Origin of the sequence: Pseudopedobacter saltans DSM 12145, assembly GCF_000190735.1 — a bacterium.
Lineage (GTDB): Bacteria > Bacteroidota > Bacteroidia > Sphingobacteriales > Sphingobacteriaceae > Pseudopedobacter > Pseudopedobacter saltans.
In genome coordinates, this window is record NC_015177.1 from 4,277,020 (window position 1) to 4,293,812 (window position 16,793).

The window sequence follows — 16,793 nt, forward strand, 5'->3', positions numbered from 1 at the left end:
TTATGAATACATTAAAAGTAACTATTAGAGAAAAAGTCGCGATTATAGCATTAGACAGAGGATCATCTAATGCTATAAATCGGGAAATGGTAAATGAGCTGAAGACCATGATTGGTAATATCCAGCAGGACCAAAATATTGGCGGTGTTATTTTAACCGGTAAAAATGGCTTTTTTACTGCCGGATTGGATTTGATAGAACTTTACGATTATGATGAAACTGAAATTGAATCTTTTTGGATTGATTTTCTGGAGTTGGTAAAAATTTTAACAGCTTTTCAAAAACCTATGATTGCGGCGATTAGTGGGCATAGTCCTGCCGGCGGTTGTGTATTGTCTTTATGCTGCGATTATAGAATAATGTCAGAAGGTAACTATATTATTGGTTTGAACGAAGTTCCGGTAGGAATTATTGTTCCCGATAGTATCTTCGAACTTTATGCATTTTGGATTGGCAAAGGCAAAGCCTACCAAAGTATTTTAGAAGGTAAACTATTTACGGTTGAAGAAGCTAAACAAATTGGATTAATTGATGCCTCAGCAAATATCGATTCCTTAATGACAGCAGCAGAAAAGAAAATACAGGAATATTTGCAGTATGATTATACCACGTGGCAGCAAAGTAAATCGAATCTAAGAAAAAGTCTTATCAAAAAAGTCTCTGAAGATCAATCTGAAACCTTGAGGAAAGTTTTGGAGCAATGGTGGTCACCAAGAACAAGGTTGATTATCAAAACCATTATTGATAATCTTAAAGCGAAAAAGTAAACAAATAAAACAGCATGACGTTGTTTGAAAAATACGAATTGATATGAAAGCTAATCAGCCAATGTTAAGGGACAATGCTCTAAAAGGTAAAACTTATGTTGTTACTGGTGGCGGCACAGGTTTAGGGAAATCTATGACGACTAGTTTGTTGCAACTTGGAGCAAATGTTGTTATTACATCCCGAAAATATGATGTGCTGGAAAATACTGCTCATGAACTGGCGGAATCAACCGGGTCGGCTGTGCTTCCGATTGCTTGCGATATAAGGGATTACGAACAGGTTGAGCTGATGTTGCAAGCTGGTTTGGATAAGTTTGGCAGAATAGATGGCTTATTGAATAATGCTGCAGGTAACTTTATTTCTCCTACTGAGAGACTTTCGTCGAATGCTTTTAGTACAGTAATTGATATTGTTTTAAAGGGGACGGCTAATTGTACTCTGGCTTTTGGAAAGCACTGGATAAAGGAGAAACAACCCGCTTCGGTTTTGAATATTGTTACAACTTATGCTTTCACCGGTTCGGGATATGTAGTACCTTCCGCTTGTGCCAAAGGAGGCGTTTTGGCTATGACCAGATCTTTGGCTGCTGAATGGGGTAAATATCAAATCAGGACCAATGCGATTGCTCCGGGGCCATTTCCTACCAAAGGAGCGTGGGATCGTTTGCTACCGGGAGATTTGGCTCAAAAATTTGATTTTAAAAATCGGGTTCCTTTAAAAAGAGTAGGAGAGCACCAGGAACTGGCAAATTTAGCCGCTTATTTACTCTCCGATTATTCGGGATATATCAATGGAGAAGTTATTACAATTGACGGAGGAGAGTGGCTGCAGGGAGCTGGTCAGTTAAATGGTCTGGAGATAATTCCCGACAATATGTGGGATCAATTGGAGCAAATGATTAGAAATAAAAATAAATAAAAAACTCTCTGTTACATTTTTAAAAGTGAGTTGATTTTTTCTTCCGCATATTTTATCTGTTCTTCCGTTTGGGCCTTAATTCCCAAAGTGACTTTTGGAAGCTCTTCTTTCTTGTAGATAATAAAAGTATCTAAAAGGCCAACAACGTATTTATCTATTCCGTAATTTTTGTTTTGTATGCCTATTTTGTAAAGCTCATCAATACTTTCTTTTACCGTTTTTGTGTCTGTTTGCTTAGCAAGCATAACAACGTAGTCCTGTATCATTATAATCTTCTCATTAAGAGAAGCGTCCCTGAAAGATTTTTGTACGTAATAAAAGTCGTTAGTATCACCGTTGCTGGCATAAATGGAAACTATAGCTGATGTTAATGAACCTTCGGCATCTTTTTCCAGTTTTCGGGCATTCTCCAGCGCAAGATTAAAATTAAGCGCTGTAAGCGCAGAGAGTGCAGCGGATTGGATTGCGTAAGAATTTTCGTTAAGAGCAGAAACAAAGAGTTTGGTGAAGTTTTTATCTCTGGTTCGGGCAAGAACGTCAATTGCGGCGGTTCTTACAAGATTTTTAGGATCTTCCTCGGCTAGCTTCTTTAAAGTATTAATAGCAAATCCCCGATGTGATGTCTTTTGTAAGTTTAAAGATTCAATTGCCTTTATTCTAATTCTATAGGAAGGATCTTGTAAAGCATTTTGTATGATTTGGGTTGACTTTTTGTCTGTTAAATTTGCCATTGCGGCCTCCAGAGCTTCTAATCTATCCAGGTAAAGAGGGGCATTTTTCTGCTGAAATGCATATTCTTCCATAGATTTATGATCTGTTTTTTTTGCCAATAGAACTTTTTCCGCATCTACGTTAACCAGATCGGGCTTCCTGTCAAGTTTAAAAGTTAGTGTGTCTATCGATTTAGTAAGAGTAGTAGCCAGTCTTTCAACCTGATTATTGCTGTAAATATCTATTTTAACAGGAAGCGTATATATCTTGTTGCTTTGCAGCTGTTTTACGAAAACGTATTGTGTTTTGTTCTTTTCATTCCATTGATATTTAATGTCTAATTCCGGGTGGCCATTTCCAAAAAACCACTGGTTAAAGAACCAACTCATATCACGGCCCGTAACCTCTTCAATCGCCAGGCGAAATTGATGGGCTTCACCAGTTTTAAACGCATTTTGTTTGAGAAAAAGATGCAACGATTTGAAGAAGGCTTCTTCTCCAATGTAGCTTCTCAATAAATTTAATATCCTTCCACCTTTTTGGTAAGACACCAAATCGAACATATCTTCCTTATCCCTATAGTAATATCTGATTAGATCCTTCTCTTTTGCAGATGAATCATTGAGGTAAGTAAGTAAATCTTCATAGTTTTTTGCATCACCTTCATCTTTACCATATTTATGCTCTCTCCAGAGCATTTCGCTAAAATTGGCAAAGGATTCGTTAATAGCTAAATTTCCCCAGCTTTCTGCTGTAACATAATCACCAAACCAGTGGTGGAAAAGTTCATGTGCGATAACATCTTCACCTATATGTTCGTCTTGTATTTCTTTTGAAGTTTGCTGTACGAAGTCGCCATGCAGGGTTGCCGTTGTATTTTCCATAGCGCCACTAACATAATCCCTAACAACGATTTGAGCATATTTTTCCCAGGGGTAATCTACGTCCAATTTTTTAGAAAAGAAATCAATCATTTTTGGGGTATCCCCAAAAATGGCCTTTGCATGCGGTGCATATTTGGGTTCTAAATAATATTGTACAGGGATATTTTGCCACTTATCCTCAATGATTCTAAAATCGCCGACTGCCATCATGAACAAGTAAGGTGCATGAGGCAAAGACATTTTCCAGTAGTCTGTTCTTGTTCCGTTATTATTGGCTCTTTGGTTTATTAGTAATCCATTAGAGAGTGTCTTGTATTTTGAGGGGACGGTAATATAGATTTCCTGTGTGGTTTTTTGATTAGGACTATCTATGGTAGGAAACCAAACAGACGATGATTCTGTTTCTCCCTGCGTCCAGATTTGTACTGGTTTTCCTGCAACAGTGCTATCAGGATTGATGAAGTAAAGTCCTTTTGCACTGGTAATTGCTTTACTGCCGTTTGCTTTTAATTCATCTGGTTTTGCAGTATATTCTATAAAAACTTTGTATTCTTCATTGGATTTATAGCTTTTGTCTAAATTGATTTTTATTGCCAAGCTATCGTAAGAATATTTGAGAGGAAGCAGCTCGAGGTCTTTTGCCAAAGCTACCTGTTTTATATCCATTCCTTTTGCATCTAGTTTTAGCGAGTCGGTCTCGTAAAAATGAGGTTTAAGCGTAATCCAGGCTTTTCCTAAAAGTTGCCTTTTTGAATAGTCGAAATTTACATCAAGTTTAGTATGTATAAGGTTATTAATTTTCTCCCTTGAAGCCCGGTAAGCATAACTGTTTGTGTTTGAGTTCTGAGCGAATAAACAAATGCTATATATAGATATTAATAAACTTGTTAGAACATATTTCTTCATCGACACCTAAAATATTAAAATAACGAATATATTTCGAATTTTTCATTGTTATGTTGATTTGGTTGAAACAAGTACTTTTTGCTATTATTGCATACATGAAAAACTGTTTCCTTTCCTTGTTCTGCTTTTTTTTATTAACTGATTTAGCTAAAGGAGAGGATTTTAAGACAATCATCAAGGGATCTAAAGATGACTCTACCGTTGTTGAAGCATATTCCGGATTAATGAAAAGTTTTGAGACCACATCGGTCGATTCGGTGAAATTTTATGCTACTCAAGCCTTACAATATTTTAGAGACAGAAAATACCCGAAGGGAGAATGTATTATTAACCTTAATATGGCTAATATCCTGCTTTTTCATGGTGGACTGGCCGAAGCGGAGAGCTATTGCAAAGAAGGTATCGCGATTGCCAAAAAACAAGGGTGGTTAAAGTATCTGGCAAGGGGGTATAACTTGATTACAGTAGTATATGGAAAAAGAGGCGAGTTCGTGGAATCTACCAGATTCGCCTTGGAAGCCTTAAGAGCAAACGAGAAATTAAATGATAAACGCGGGATTATTGCTTCATATTTAAAACTAAGCGCCATTTCTGTAGAGTTAAAAAAGTTTAAACAGGCTATTGATTATGCAGATGTGGCAGACTCTATAAATAACGCTACTATAAAATCGGTAGATTTGGAAATAGGGATAAACAATAATAAGGCAATTGCTTATGCAGAGATGAAACGTTTAGATGAATCTCTTGCTATGTTTAATAAGATTTATCAGATAGCCATCAATAATCCTGAAATAGGAAATGGGAACTACTTTTTATTTTACACTAGGGAAAGTGGAAAACTCAAAATATAAGGCTTAAAGCAATTCTCTGCTTTAAGCCTTTAAAAATATTAACAATATTGTTCAAATGCAACAATCAGGTTATCCGCAATCATTTGTGCACCTCTACCTTCTATTTGGTGTCTTTCAATCATGTGAACTAATTTTCCATCTTTAAATAAAGCCATAGCTGGTGAAGATGGAGGATAAGGAAGCATATACTCTCTTGCAGCATCGACCGCATCTTTTTCCATTCCAGCAAAAACAGTAACCAATTTACCTGGTTTTTTTGTGTTTTCCGCTGCAATTTTAGCGGCAGGTCTTGCATTTGCAGCTGCACAGCCACAAACAGAGTTAACTACAACAAATGTAGTTCCTGCAGATTCTATTGCGTTCTTCACTTCTTCTGCCGTTTTTAATTCTTCAAAACCTGCATTTGTTAAATCTGCTCTCATTGGAGCAACTAAATATTCTGGATACATTTTAGTAATTGTTTGATTGCTAGTAAATAAATAATTACAAAACTAAGCAATTTTATATTTACCTGCCAAAGTGCCGTTATCAATCAAATGTCATAATAGAGATGCGGAGTTTGATATTTTACTAAGGCGTTGGTATTGATTAGCTTATTGGCTAACTTTGTCGGAAATTATATACATATGTCATCAGTAGAGACAACTTACGTACCTTATAAAGTTAAGGACATTTCCCTTGCAGAATGGGGAAGAAAAGAAATTGAATTGGCAGAGGCAGAAATGCCAGGGCTAATGTCGTTAAGAAAGGAATTCGGTGCTGCGAAACCTTTAAAAGGAGCCAGAATTGCTGGATGTTTACACATGACTATCCAGACAGCTGTTCTGATTGAAACTCTTGTTGAATTAGGAGCAGAGGTCACCTGGTCTTCTTGTAATATTTTTTCAACTCAAGATCATGCTGCTGCGGCAATTGCTGCTGCCGGAATTTCTGTTTATGCCTGGAAAGGTATGAATGAAGAAGAGTTTAACTGGTGTATTGAGCAAACTTTGTATTTTGGAGAAGATCGTCAGCCATTAAACATGATTTTGGATGATGGTGGTGACTTAACGAATATGGTATTTGACCAATATCCAGAATTAATTGCCGGAATTAGAGGTTTATCAGAAGAGACAACAACCGGAGTACACCGTTTGTATGAGAGAATGAAAAACGGAACATTGCATTTACCCGCTATTAACGTAAATGACTCTGTGACAAAATCTAAATTCGACAACAAATACGGATGCCGTGAGTCTTTGGTAGATGCAATCAGAAGGGCAACCGATGTGATGATGGCTGGTAAAGTTGCAGTAGTTGCCGGATATGGTGATGTAGGTAAAGGTTCTGCAGAATCTTTAAAAAGTGCAGGTGTACGTGTAATCGTTACTGAAATCGATCCTATTTGTGCTTTACAGGCTGCTATGGAAGGCTACGAAGTGAAGAAATTTGCCAATGCGGTAAAAGAGGCAGATATCGTTGTAACCACGACAGGTAACTGTGATATAGTAAGAGGAGAGCATTTTAAAGTGATGAAGGACAAAGCTATTGTTTGTAACATCGGTCACTTTGATAATGAAATTGATGTAGCCTGGTTAAACAAAAACTACGGAAATACGAAAGTTGAAATCAAACCTCAGGTTGATAAATATACAATCGATGGTAAAGACATCATTTTATTGGCTGAAGGTAGATTAGTGAATCTGGGTTGTGCAACCGGACATCCAAGTTTTGTGATGAGTAACTCTTTTACAAACCAAACTTTAGCACAACTGGAGTTATGGACAAATACTGCTGCTTACGAAAATAAAGTTTATACTTTACCAAAACATTTAGATGAAAAGGTAGCTCGTTTGCATTTAGAGAAAATAGGTGTAGAGCTGGATGTTTTAGATCCACATCAGGCAGCTTATATAGGTGTTTCGATAGAAGGACCATTTAAGCCGGAGCACTACAGATATTAGTCGAAATTTATTTTTTGATAAAAAGGCAGGTTAATTATATTTAACCTGCCTTTTTTTGTTTGGACGCTTTCATCATTTCAGCGAGTTGGAAGCAAAATTGTGATTTTAGACGTTAACACCCGATAAATGTCCAGCCAGAGCGCTTAAAAACATGGCTATAGTTCCCCAAAGTGTAATTCTTATAATTGCTTTCTTTATACTTGATCCACCGGTTTTAGCCGCTAAAGCACCTAATATAACCAGGAAGATGATTGCACAGCCATATTGGTAATATACCATACTTTCTAGCGGAAGAAAAATGGAAACCAATAATGGGAAAATAGCGCCAAAGGAGAAAGATGCTCCGGAAGCTAGAGCAGCCTGCAATGGGTTTGCCTGATGCAGTTCTGTGATTCCAAGCTCGTCCCTGATATGTGCATTCAGAACATTATGCTCCGAAAGTTCTTTTGCGACCAAAAGTGCCGTTTCTCGTTTCAGGCCTCTTTCTTCATAAATCTTTGTCAGCATTTCAAACTCAAACTCGGGCATTTGTTCCAGTTCCAATTTTTCCCGTTCAATATCTGCCTTTTCTATGTCAGTTTGTGAGCTCACAGAAACATATTCTCCAGCAGCCATTGAAAGTGCGCCTGCAACTAATCCGGCCAATGAAGCTAAAATAACAGGTTCTCTCGTGGAGCTGGCCGCGGCTACACCGACAGCAATACTTGCCGTAGAAAGAATACCATCGTTAGCTCCCAACACAGCAGCTCTAAGCCAGTTGCTTTTTTTTATATAGTGTTTTGCGAGATAATTGTTTATAGGGTCATTTATCATTGGGAATAGGGAATTAATGGTGACCAAACTTTTTCTTTATAGCTCTTTCTGTTTTAAAAATCAATGCTATACAAGCTAAAGCGAGTGTAGCCAAACATGTTATCATATTGAAAAGATCACTTAGTGGAGAAATCAGAGAGATTAAAGATATAATTAACATGATCGAGCCTAATCTAATCATCTCTCTTGCGGAGTAAACCTGCGAAAAATTCCATCGCTCCAGCGTTTTCATAGATGAGCGCGTACGATACCCGTAAAAGGCATTTATACTTTTTGGAGGATATTTGATTAATATCAATCCACAGATGATAAAAATAACGCCCGACGATGCCAGCAAATAAAAAGAAGGGAGACTCATTATCCTTATTGTTTATTTAAGGATAAGATAATAAAAAAGCCGGAATTAATTTCCGGCTCTTAAAATTTCTATTTCAACATTTCAACGAAATCATCAAACAGATATCTTGAATCGTGTGGACCTGGAGAAGATTCCGGGTGATATTGTACCGAGAATGCTTTTTTACCTTTCACTCTGATTCCTTCGATAGATTGATCATTTAAGTTGATGTGGGTAATTTCAACTTTATCTGAATTCTTAACTTGGTCAGGAATAACACCAAAACCATGGTTTTGGGAAGTTACTTCACACTTATCTTTAATGATATTTTTAACCGGATGGTTAATTCCACGGTGTCCGTTAAACATTTTCATTGTGCCAATACCATTAGCTAAAGCCAATAACTGGTGACCCAAACAAATACCGAACATCGGTTTTTCGGATTTTAGAATATCTTTAACAGTTTCAACAGCGTAAGGCATTGCCGCCGGATCACCAGGACCATTACTTACAAAATATCCGTCCGGATTGAATTTTTCCATTTCTTCAAAAGAAGTTTTTGCGGGGAAAACTTTTGTAAATACGCCTCTCTCGTCAAAATTCCTTAAAATGTTTTTCTTGATACCTAAATCAAGAACCGCCACTTTTATTGGAGCATTTTCATCACCGTAAGTGTAAGCTTCTTTTGTACTTACCACAGAGGAAAGCTCTAAGCCTTCCATAGAAGGAACTTCTGCCAATTTAGCCTTCAATTCATCAATATCGGTTATTTCTGAAGAAATGATAGCATTCATAGCACCCTTGTCTCTGATATATCTTACCAGTTGACGAGTGTCAATGTCAGAAATTCCTACAATGTTTTCTTCTTGAAAGTAATCTTGAATAGATTTGTCTGCCTGTTTTCTGCTGTAATCAATATTGAAGTTTTTACAAACTAATCCAGCAATTTTAATGCTTCCAGATTCAACTTCATCTGAGTGAATACCATAGTTGCCAATATGTGCATTGGTTGTAACCATGATTTGGGCATAGTAAGAAGGATCTGTAAAAATCTCCTGATACCCAGTCATACCTGTGTTGAAACAGATTTCGCCAGTTGTAGTACCAATTTTTCCGGCAGCTTTTCCATGAAAAACAGTGCCGTCTGCTAATAAAAGTACCGCTGGTAGTTTGGTGTAATTTGCGTTCATTACTGATCGTTATATTTTAAATAAATAAAATTCTGGTGGTTTTGAAAAAAAGAAGGATGGGGAATAAATCTTCCGAATCTTAAGCTTGAAATAAGAGCTTTCTTATCTTTCATATCGGGGTGCAAATTTAAGGGATTTTCAATAAATTTCTATAATAATATTTGAAGTATTTTTACTCTTTTGTCAAAATGCCTGGTAAAGTGGGTTTAAATGTAAATTGTCTGTGTGTAATTCTTCATAATAGAAATATAATACATTCAATTTTCTACCTTTGCTTTGTTTTATTTGCTAACTCTTAAAATTAAGCAAACATGTCTGTACATAAGGAAATAAAAAGAGTAACCACTTTCAGTCTGCAAGAAATGAAGCAAAAAGGAGAGCGTATAGCTATGCTAACAGCTTACGACTATTCTATGGCAACTATTTTGGATGATGCTGGAGTGGATGTGTTATTAGTAGGTGATTCGGCTTCGAACGTAATGGCCGGACATGAAACTACTCTTCCAATAACCTTAGATCAGATGATTTATCATGCGGCATCGGTTGTACGAGCTGCTAAAAGAGCATTTGTAGTGGTAGATTTGCCTTTTGGTTCTTATCAGGGAAATTCAAAAGAGGCATTAAGCTCCGCTATCAGAATAATGAAAGAAGCCGGTGCACATGGCGTTAAGCTTGAGGGGGGAATCGAAATTATGGATTCTGTGCAAAGAATAATTACAGCCGGAATTCCGGTGATGGGACATCTGGGCTTAACCCCTCAGTCTATATATAAATTTGGAACTTATACCGTAAGGGCCAAAGAAGAAGCTGAAGCCAACAAGTTGAGAACAGATGCTCTTGCTTTGCAGGAAGCAGGATGTTTTGCTATTGTAATGGAGAAAATACCAGCTCAATTAGGAAAGGACGTAACGGAAAGTCTGGATATTCCTACTATTGGTATTGGAGCCGGAGGTTATTGTGATGGACAGGTTTTAGTGGTTAATGACATGTTAGGCTTAACAAAAGGTTTCAGACCGAGATTTCTTCGTCAGTACTTAAACTTATATGAAGAAATAAAAGGCGCTACAGCAGGATACATTGCAGATGTAAAAAGCAACGATTTCCCTAATGAGAAAGAGCAGTATTAGCTCATTGAGTTGAATTATTCATTGGTAAATTGCGTTAATACGGTATATTGCTTTAAGCCCCTAGTTTTCTGTTGGTTCATTAGTAAATTGGTCTTTAGTGCCGCTTTCTCTCCGGAGCCAGACTTCGAACTTTAGCCTTAAAACTTTAAATTCGCGGAATGAAACAAGATTTTTATGTCATAACCGATAAGGACATTTTATATGAGGATAACCACCTGATAGCGATCTACAAAAAAGCAGGCTGGATTGTACAGGTTGATGACACAGGAGATCTTTCTCTGGACGAGATGGTTAAAAGCTATATCGCCGAAAAATATAAAAAGCCAAATGGAGCTTTTTTAGGTGTAGTTCATAGGTTAGACAGACCCGTAAGTGGTGTTATCCTTTTTGCTAAAACATCTAAAGCGTTAGATCGGGTAAACAAAATGTTTAAAGAAAGGGAAATGCATAAGACTTATTGGGCAGTGGTTAAAAATAAACCATCTAAAATGAGTGGGAACCTGGTGCATTGGTTAGTTAAAAATCCACGTAAGAATATTACCACAGCATATAATCAAGAAGTGCCAAACGGACAAAGGGCAGAATTGAATTTTAAAGTTATTGGTCATATAGATGGTTATTATGTAATAGAAGTTGATCCCATTACAGGACGTCCTCATCAGATCAGAGTACAGATGGCAAGTTTAGGAAGTCCTATTGTTGGCGACAACAAATATGGCTATCCAAGAGGTAGCAGAACAAAAAGTATTTCTCTGCATGCGAAGCGATTAGAGTTTATACATCCTGTGAAAAAAGAAAAGATTGTTATAGAAGCTCCTTTGCCTAAAGATGGCTTCTGGAATAAATTCACTTCTTTGGAGAAATAACTAGATTTTCAATTCTTCGGGATGTCTCCTCAGATCAATTAATTTATCTACAATTCTATCAAGTAATAAGTTTCTTTCGCTGATTAGACGATCGGCGAGTGAAACCAATTTTTTGATATTTTTAGGAGTTGCGGCATCCAGGCGTTCGTCTACACTTTGCATATCCTTTGGTTCCAATCTTATGTACTGCTTGGAAATACCCAGGAAAGAACAAATCTGCATCATATAAAAATGACTTATCTCTGTGGCACCGCTCATCATCATATCTAATAATGCCGGTACAACAAATAATGCTTTGGTTTGTCTGATTTCATCGCTGTCGTAAGACTTTTTAGAAATACCTGTACCTAAAGAAAGTATATAAACATCTTTGGTTACTACTTCACCCGGATCTTTTTTTATTTCTACAAAAGCACTCAGGGTCGGATTGGTAGCAAACATGCCGCCATCTAACAGTGGATATCTAACGCCGGCCAGAGAATAAATCTCTGCGACGCTAAAATAGGTTGGAGCTGCGGAAGTTGCCCGACACACGTCTTTTACATAAAAATCTCTATGAGTCCCTCTCGATTTTGCAGTCGTTTGCCTAAAGAAATGTGCTTTTCTCAGTTCGATGTTGTACGCCGTTATGATACAGGGTTTGATGAGTTCACTAAGTTTAGTTTTCTTAAAATACTTTTCAAGAATTTCTTCCCACGCTTTGTCATTATATTTTTCTGTTACCCAACCAAAATTGGCTAGTATTTTCTTAAAAGGAGTTGTCTGAAAAATTTCCGTTCCATGTTTAAGATATAGATCAAGCGCCTCTTCTGCTGAGAATTTAGGGCGGGATGGATCGTGATCGGAAGGACAAAGTAATAGGCTGGTTAATATTCCACCGGTACTTGTCCCTGCATAAAAGTCAAAATAATCTGTTATTGAAGCATTGGGGTCCTCTGTCTTTGCTCTTAATCTTTCTTCCAAGCTGACCAAAATCATCCCGGGAATGATCCCTTTTATTCCGCCTCCATCTATTGATAAGATAACCTTCATTCAATGGCATAAGTTTAATAACGAACCTAATGTAAAAATTATTTGATACATTTTTAATATTAATCAAAAATGAAGTGATATGTTCTGTGTTTGGATTAATGTAGAGTTTTGTCAGTATTTAACCAGTTTTACTTCAAATTAGGGGAATGAGGATGAGTGTAACCAAAATTTTATATCAGAGAAAGGCTATTTGAAACAAATAAGTTAAATTGCAACATTATATACATGAGGCTGATTTGGCTAATCTTGATTAGAAATCTTAATATTTACGCTATATGAAAAATGTATTAATGGCAGTATTTTCTGTTCTTTTCGCAATAGGAGCTCAGGCTCAAATTTTAAATCCTGTAAAATGGAGTTATGCAGCAAAAAAAGTAAATGACAAGGAAGCAGTTGTCTTTCTAAAAGCAACCATTCAGCCTGGATGGAATATCTATTCTCAGCATGTAGAAGAGGGAGGTCCCATACCAACAAGTTTTAAATTTACAGCAGCAAAGACATTCAGTTTAATCGGAAATGTTATCGAACCTAATCCTCTGTCTAAATTCGAAAAGACTTTCGGTATGAATGTTACATACTTTCATAATTCTGTTGTTTTTCAACAAAAAATAAAATTAAACGCAAAGGAAGCAGTGGTTAAAGGAACACTTGAATACATGGCATGTAATGATAAACAGTGTTTACCTCCCAAAGAAATAGATTTTAGTATAGCTGTTAAATAAACTATCTGAGGATATGAGATTTAAGTTCCCGTCTTTTTTTGCTCTTTTTTTTGTTTGTTTTTTACAATTTGGAAACCTGGAGGCGAAAAATAGTGATACCGTTTCTTTTGAGGGATTAGAATTTGTTGACATAGATGAAAATGCTGATACACTTGACTCTGCTTCATCAAAGCAAACTACTTTAAAGAATGTATCCGGAGATAAAGAGAATAATGGGATAAAAGATCAAGGCACACTTATAGCAAAAGAACAGGAATCAAGGTCTCTCTGGAGTATTTTTATCGCAGGATTTTTAGGTGGATTTGCGGCTTTATTGATGCCTTGTATCTTTCCAATGCTACCATTAACGGTAAGTTTTTTTACAAAGAAAAGCCATTCAAAAGCGAAGTCGGTTAGTCAGGCACTTATTTACGGTCTCTCCATTATTTTGATTTACGTTGTTTTGGGCTTGCTGGTTACCGTAGCTTTTGGAGCTGACGCATTAAATGAGCTCTCGACAAATGGAATATTCAATTTTGTTTTTTTCCTCTTGTTAGTGGTTTTTGCGGTTTCATTCTTTGGTGCATTCGAAATTACATTGCCTTCTAAATGGATAAATCGAGTGGATGAGAAATCCAATAAAAGTGGTTTTACAGGGCTGTTTTTTATGGCTTTAACTTTGGCATTGGTTTCTTTTTCCTGTACAGGACCAATTATAGGAACTTTATTGGTGCAGGCAGCTTCGATGGGAGATTTATTGGGTCCAGCTATAGGAATGTTTGGATTTGCCTTAGCGCTTGCCATTCCATTTGCACTTTTTGCAATGTTCCCAAGTTGGCTTAAAAGTTTACCAAAATCAGGTGGCTGGCTAAACAGTGTGAAAGTAGTTTTAGGTTTTTTAGAATTGGCATTGGCACTTAAATTTTTAAGTAATGTCGATTTGGCGTATCATTGGAATTGGTTTGATCGGGAGATCTTCTTAGTATTGTGGATAGTCATATTTGGATTATTAGGGTTATATCTTTTAGGTAAGATCCGTTTCTCTCACGATTCTCCGGTTGAATATGTCTCTATTCCAAGATTGTTCCTGGCGATAATCACGCTTTCATTCACAATTTATATGATACCGGGTTTATGGGGAGCGCCTTTAAGTTCTATCTCTGCATTTTTGCCGCCTCAGGCTACGCAAGACTTTGATTTATATACTCCTTCTATTTCTGGTGGCGTTTCGACGGTACAAAAAAGCAATAAATCAAAAAAATATAGCGATATATTCCATGCACCGTTAAATCTGGATACTTTTTTCGATTATGAAGAAGGTATGGCCTATGCAAAGGAAGTTGATAAACCTGTGATGCTGGATTTTACAGGGCATGCCTGTGTGAACTGCCGTAAAATGGAAGCCAGCGTTTGGCCGGATAAGAATGTATATAGTCGTTTAGCTAATGATTATGTAATTATTCAGTTATATGTTGATGATAAGACCGCACTTCCTTTAGAAGAACAAACAATTTCTTCTTTTAGCGGAAAGAAAATAAAAACGATAGGTAATAAGTGGAGTGATTTTCAGGCCGCTAAATATAATGCCAATTCGCAACCTTATTATGTGCTTTTAGATCATGAAGGAAATGTACTTGTGACTCCCATTGGCGCTGATTATAACGCGGAAAGTTATTTGAAGTTTTTAGATAGCGGGCTCGAGAGATTTAAAGCTTCCGGGCGATAAAATTTATTCGATTTATTCGATGGGAATTTTACGCACTGGTACCCGGAAGGTATTCAAATGCTTTAATATAGTTTTAATATTTGTAAGTTAAGGAGTAAATACTTTTACCCTCATTAGTTTCGAGTGATTTTGGTAATACAAATATCCGTCTTCTTTAACTTCAGCAAAACGAGAACTTATTAGAGAATTGTTTTTGGCCAAGATAATTGCCTTGTTGTCGGACGGATTCAGACAAAACAGTTGCCCATTTTGACTATCTATACCATATATGAGACCGTCTTTTCCCAAACTTTCACTTAATACAATCCTCGCTCTTTTACCCGACGAGTTTTCTACTGAAGTTTTAGTGATTGTTTTTTTATGTATGGGATCAAAAACATATATTGTGTCAATTGCCGATCCATATATCATTCCATTATTGCCAAGTACCGCTTTCCCGTAGGAACTGGCTCCTTTTACAGGTTGTTCAGTATAAATAACTTGCTGTCGAATAGGATCCCATAAAATAATAGCTGCCTCCTTTTCTGTTGGTTTCGCACTAGATCCTCCTTGAATAGACGATGTTAGAAAAAGTTCGCCAGTCTCTTTTACTACAGTTATAGACATCAAACTTTGATTGTGAACTATATTTTGAAAAACTTTGGTCTCTAGTGATTTCGGATTTATCCGTACTAAAGTTCCGCCTAGAAATCCCTTAATTGGAATAGTAGGACTGTATATATAGCCATCAGGTGCAGGCACTAATTGTAATGGTCTTTCCTGTTTCGCGATGTTGTGTAAACTAGCGACAGCTTTTTGATTTATCGGAGTACCATCTGTATCTATATCAAAAACATCTATATATCCTCCGGTATAACTGCTTGTGAATAATCGCTTGTTGTAAGCTAAGAGATCATAAGTTTGTACCCTGCCTCGAGTTAGAAGGCCCAGGTCATTCATTTTACCGTTATTAATATCATATGTGAAGATATGGCCTGGTTTCATTCCGCTTCCGTATAGTTTACCATTATAGATATCTCCAATGCTAAATACTTCATGTGCACTGGGTTTAAAACTGCTTTTTACTATTAGCTGTTCCTTGGTTTTCTGATTCTCGAGAACAAGGTTTCCTTCTTTGTTTAAGTATAAAGCCCGAACGTCTCCGTATAAATTATCAAGAGTTTCAACAGATGTGTTGCGTGTCTTTCCTTCCTCTATCTTATCTTCTGTGCATAAAAAAACGGTATTACCTTTTTTACCATAAACTTTGCCGTCATTTGCTCGCCAAATTTGGGCAGCTCCATAGGTCATTAATTTTTTTGGTAGAAGCTGCTTTTTTGTATCGGTCTTAGGGTTATATGACCAAAGCTCTCCGTGTTGCATCCCTGTAGGAAAGTATATAATTCCGTCTTTATCCGATGCAGGATTAATGACGTATTCACTTCCGCTGTTTTCAGAAACTCTATCAATTATTTTTACCTCTTCTGTGTTTGGATTAAGTATAGCAACAGATGCCCGAGGGTAAGTACCAATATAAATTTTACCATCCGGAGCTATAGTAAAGCTCTTTTTCATCCAATATTGAGCCATACTTTTATTACCTATCGTTTCAATCTTGCCTAAACGGATATCGTATTTTAAAAATTGTCCCTCTTTACCTGTAAATAAGTAAATATAACGTTCAGAGACTTTAAATAATAAAAGAGCATTTGCTTTTCCGTATTTGGCCAAATCGACTTCAATCAATTTACCATCTTTAATATTTACGCCTATCAATACATTTTTTTCAGCATCAGTAAAAGCACCCCATGCTATAGGCCCAGTTACTTCGTCTGTGGTCACAAATTCGATATCTAATGGGGTTCTAACAGGTTGTCCCAAATCTTCAAATATGTATGATTTCTGTTGAGCAAAACAAAAGTTTGCCATGCTTATAAATAGCAAACATTTTCCTAAGATAATAAACCTAATGATGGTACTAATATTCATGAGTATATTAAAATCTATAATGGTGTACGTACCCGAATGTGTTAAAAATAGA

15 protein-coding genes are annotated in these 16,793 nt (G+C 36.7%); 8 read left to right on the forward strand and 7 right to left on the reverse strand.

Features of this window, described 5'->3' with window-relative positions; translation table 11 throughout:
• Positions 1-2: 2 nt before the first annotated feature.
• Positions 3-767, forward strand: a complete 765-nt coding sequence (locus PEDSA_RS18015; protein ID WP_013634600.1) for an enoyl-CoA hydratase/isomerase family protein — start codon at positions 3-5, stop codon at positions 765-767.
• A 43-nt stretch (positions 768-810) separates the two neighbouring features.
• Positions 811-1,686 (forward strand): SDR family oxidoreductase, encoded by an 876-nt coding sequence (locus PEDSA_RS18020; protein ID WP_013634601.1) that lies wholly within the window; start codon positions 811-813, stop codon positions 1,684-1,686.
• An 11-nt stretch (positions 1,687-1,697) separates the two neighbouring features.
• Here the strand turns inward: PEDSA_RS18020 and PEDSA_RS18025 are convergent, their stop codons facing one another.
• A complete protein-coding gene (locus PEDSA_RS18025) occupies positions 1,698-4,187 on the reverse strand; it encodes a M1 family metallopeptidase (protein WP_013634602.1) in 2,490 nt (829 codons plus the stop codon).
• Between the two features lie 50 nt (positions 4,188-4,237).
• On the opposite strand from PEDSA_RS18025, the gene PEDSA_RS18030 reads away from it, so the two are divergent.
• Complete coding sequence (locus PEDSA_RS18030; RefSeq protein ID WP_013634603.1) at positions 4,238-5,038, forward strand: hypothetical protein; 801 nt, start codon at positions 4,238-4,240, stop codon at positions 5,036-5,038.
• 38 nt (positions 5,039-5,076) lie between these two features.
• Here the strand turns inward: PEDSA_RS18030 and PEDSA_RS18035 are convergent, their stop codons facing one another.
• Entirely contained in the window at positions 5,077-5,487 is a 411-nt protein-coding gene (locus PEDSA_RS18035) for a BrxA/BrxB family bacilliredoxin (protein ID WP_013634604.1), read from the reverse strand.
• A 177-nt stretch (positions 5,488-5,664) separates the two neighbouring features.
• On the opposite strand from PEDSA_RS18035, the gene ahcY reads away from it, so the two are divergent.
• Positions 5,665-6,981, forward strand: coding sequence for an adenosylhomocysteinase (gene ahcY / locus PEDSA_RS18040; RefSeq protein ID WP_041537150.1), 1,317 nt, complete (start codon positions 5,665-5,667; stop codon positions 6,979-6,981).
• A 105-nt stretch (positions 6,982-7,086) separates the two neighbouring features.
• On the opposite strand, the gene PEDSA_RS18045 is transcribed toward ahcY, so the two are convergent.
• The 3 genes from PEDSA_RS18045 to carA all read right to left on the reverse strand — a co-directional run bounded on the left by PEDSA_RS18045 (position 7,087) and on the right by carA (position 9,321).
• Entirely contained in the window at positions 7,087-7,794 is a 708-nt protein-coding gene (locus tag PEDSA_RS18045; protein WP_013634606.1) for a VIT1/CCC1 transporter family protein, read from the reverse strand.
• Positions 7,795-7,807: 13 nt separating this feature from the next.
• Positions 7,808-8,152, reverse strand: a complete 345-nt coding sequence (locus PEDSA_RS18050) for an SdpI family protein (RefSeq protein ID WP_013634607.1) — start codon at positions 8,150-8,152, stop codon at positions 7,808-7,810.
• A gap of 68 nt (positions 8,153-8,220) precedes the next feature.
• Positions 8,221-9,321, reverse strand: a complete 1,101-nt coding sequence (gene carA / locus PEDSA_RS18055) for a glutamine-hydrolyzing carbamoyl-phosphate synthase small subunit (RefSeq protein WP_013634608.1) — start codon at positions 9,319-9,321, stop codon at positions 8,221-8,223.
• Between the two features lie 311 nt (positions 9,322-9,632).
• On the opposite strand from carA, the gene panB reads away from it, so the two are divergent.
• The gene (gene panB, locus PEDSA_RS18060) at positions 9,633-10,448 is read left to right on the forward strand and encodes a 3-methyl-2-oxobutanoate hydroxymethyltransferase (protein WP_013634609.1); all 816 of its coding nucleotides are present in this window, start codon (positions 9,633-9,635) and stop codon (positions 10,446-10,448) included.
• A gap of 158 nt (positions 10,449-10,606) precedes the next feature.
• Positions 10,607-11,314, forward strand: a complete 708-nt coding sequence (locus PEDSA_RS18065; RefSeq protein WP_013634610.1) for an RluA family pseudouridine synthase — start codon at positions 10,607-10,609, stop codon at positions 11,312-11,314.
• Here the strand turns inward: PEDSA_RS18065 and PEDSA_RS18070 are convergent, their stop codons facing one another.
• Complete coding sequence (locus PEDSA_RS18070) at positions 11,315-12,346, reverse strand: patatin-like phospholipase family protein (RefSeq protein WP_013634611.1); 1,032 nt, start codon at positions 12,344-12,346, stop codon at positions 11,315-11,317.
• A 275-nt stretch (positions 12,347-12,621) separates the two neighbouring features.
• Between PEDSA_RS18070 and PEDSA_RS18075 the strand changes: the two genes are divergently transcribed.
• The gene (locus tag PEDSA_RS18075) at positions 12,622-13,068 is read left to right on the forward strand and encodes a protein-disulfide reductase DsbD domain-containing protein (RefSeq protein ID WP_013634612.1); all 447 of its coding nucleotides are present in this window, start codon (positions 12,622-12,624) and stop codon (positions 13,066-13,068) included.
• A gap of 13 nt (positions 13,069-13,081) precedes the next feature.
• Positions 13,082-14,773 carry a protein-disulfide reductase DsbD family protein gene (locus tag PEDSA_RS18080; protein WP_013634613.1) on the forward strand — a complete coding sequence of 564 codons (1,692 nt, stop codon included), beginning with the start codon at positions 13,082-13,084 and terminating at the stop codon, positions 14,771-14,773.
• An 87-nt stretch (positions 14,774-14,860) separates the two neighbouring features.
• Here the strand turns inward: PEDSA_RS18080 and PEDSA_RS18085 are convergent, their stop codons facing one another.
• The gene (locus tag PEDSA_RS18085) at positions 14,861-16,681 is read right to left on the reverse strand and encodes a hypothetical protein (protein WP_041537151.1); all 1,821 of its coding nucleotides are present in this window, start codon (positions 16,679-16,681) and stop codon (positions 14,861-14,863) included.
• Positions 16,682-16,793: the final 112 nt, after the last annotated feature.

What these genes read in the sequence shown, in the direction of transcription:
- PEDSA_RS18020 (WP_013634601.1), top strand. Translation starts at nt 811, where the DNA reads ATGAAAGCTAATCAGCCAATGTTAAGGGACAATGCTCTAAAAGGTAAA.
- PEDSA_RS18035 (WP_013634604.1), bottom strand. Translation starts at nt 5,487, where the DNA reads ATGTATCCAGAATATTTAGTTGCTCCAATGAGAGCAGATTTAACAAAT.
- PEDSA_RS18030 (WP_013634603.1), top strand. Translation starts at nt 4,238, where the DNA reads ATGTTGATTTGGTTGAAACAAGTACTTTTTGCTATTATTGCATACATG.
- PEDSA_RS18075 (WP_013634612.1), top strand. Translation starts at nt 12,622, where the DNA reads ATGAAAAATGTATTAATGGCAGTATTTTCTGTTCTTTTCGCAATAGGA.
- PEDSA_RS18070 (WP_013634611.1), bottom strand. Translation starts at nt 12,346, where the DNA reads ATGAAGGTTATCTTATCAATAGATGGAGGCGGAATAAAAGGGATCATT.
- PEDSA_RS18045 (WP_013634606.1), bottom strand. Translation starts at nt 7,794, where the DNA reads ATGATAAATGACCCTATAAACAATTATCTCGCAAAACACTATATAAAA.
- PEDSA_RS18065 (WP_013634610.1), top strand. Translation starts at nt 10,607, where the DNA reads ATGAAACAAGATTTTTATGTCATAACCGATAAGGACATTTTATATGAG.
- carA (WP_013634608.1), bottom strand. Translation starts at nt 9,321, where the DNA reads ATGAACGCAAATTACACCAAACTACCAGCGGTACTTTTATTAGCAGAC.
- PEDSA_RS18025 (WP_013634602.1), bottom strand. Translation starts at nt 4,187, where the DNA reads ATGAAGAAATATGTTCTAACAAGTTTATTAATATCTATATATAGCATT.
- PEDSA_RS18050 (WP_013634607.1), bottom strand. Translation starts at nt 8,152, where the DNA reads ATGAGTCTCCCTTCTTTTTATTTGCTGGCATCGTCGGGCGTTATTTTT.
- PEDSA_RS18085 (WP_041537151.1), bottom strand. Translation starts at nt 16,681, where the DNA reads ATGGCAAACTTTTGTTTTGCTCAACAGAAATCATACATATTTGAAGAT.
- ahcY (WP_041537150.1), top strand. Translation starts at nt 5,665, where the DNA reads ATGTCATCAGTAGAGACAACTTACGTACCTTATAAAGTTAAGGACATT.
- PEDSA_RS18015 (WP_013634600.1), top strand. Translation starts at nt 3, where the DNA reads ATGAATACATTAAAAGTAACTATTAGAGAAAAAGTCGCGATTATAGCA.
- panB (WP_013634609.1), top strand. Translation starts at nt 9,633, where the DNA reads ATGTCTGTACATAAGGAAATAAAAAGAGTAACCACTTTCAGTCTGCAA.
- PEDSA_RS18080 (WP_013634613.1), top strand. Translation starts at nt 13,082, where the DNA reads ATGAGATTTAAGTTCCCGTCTTTTTTTGCTCTTTTTTTTGTTTGTTTT.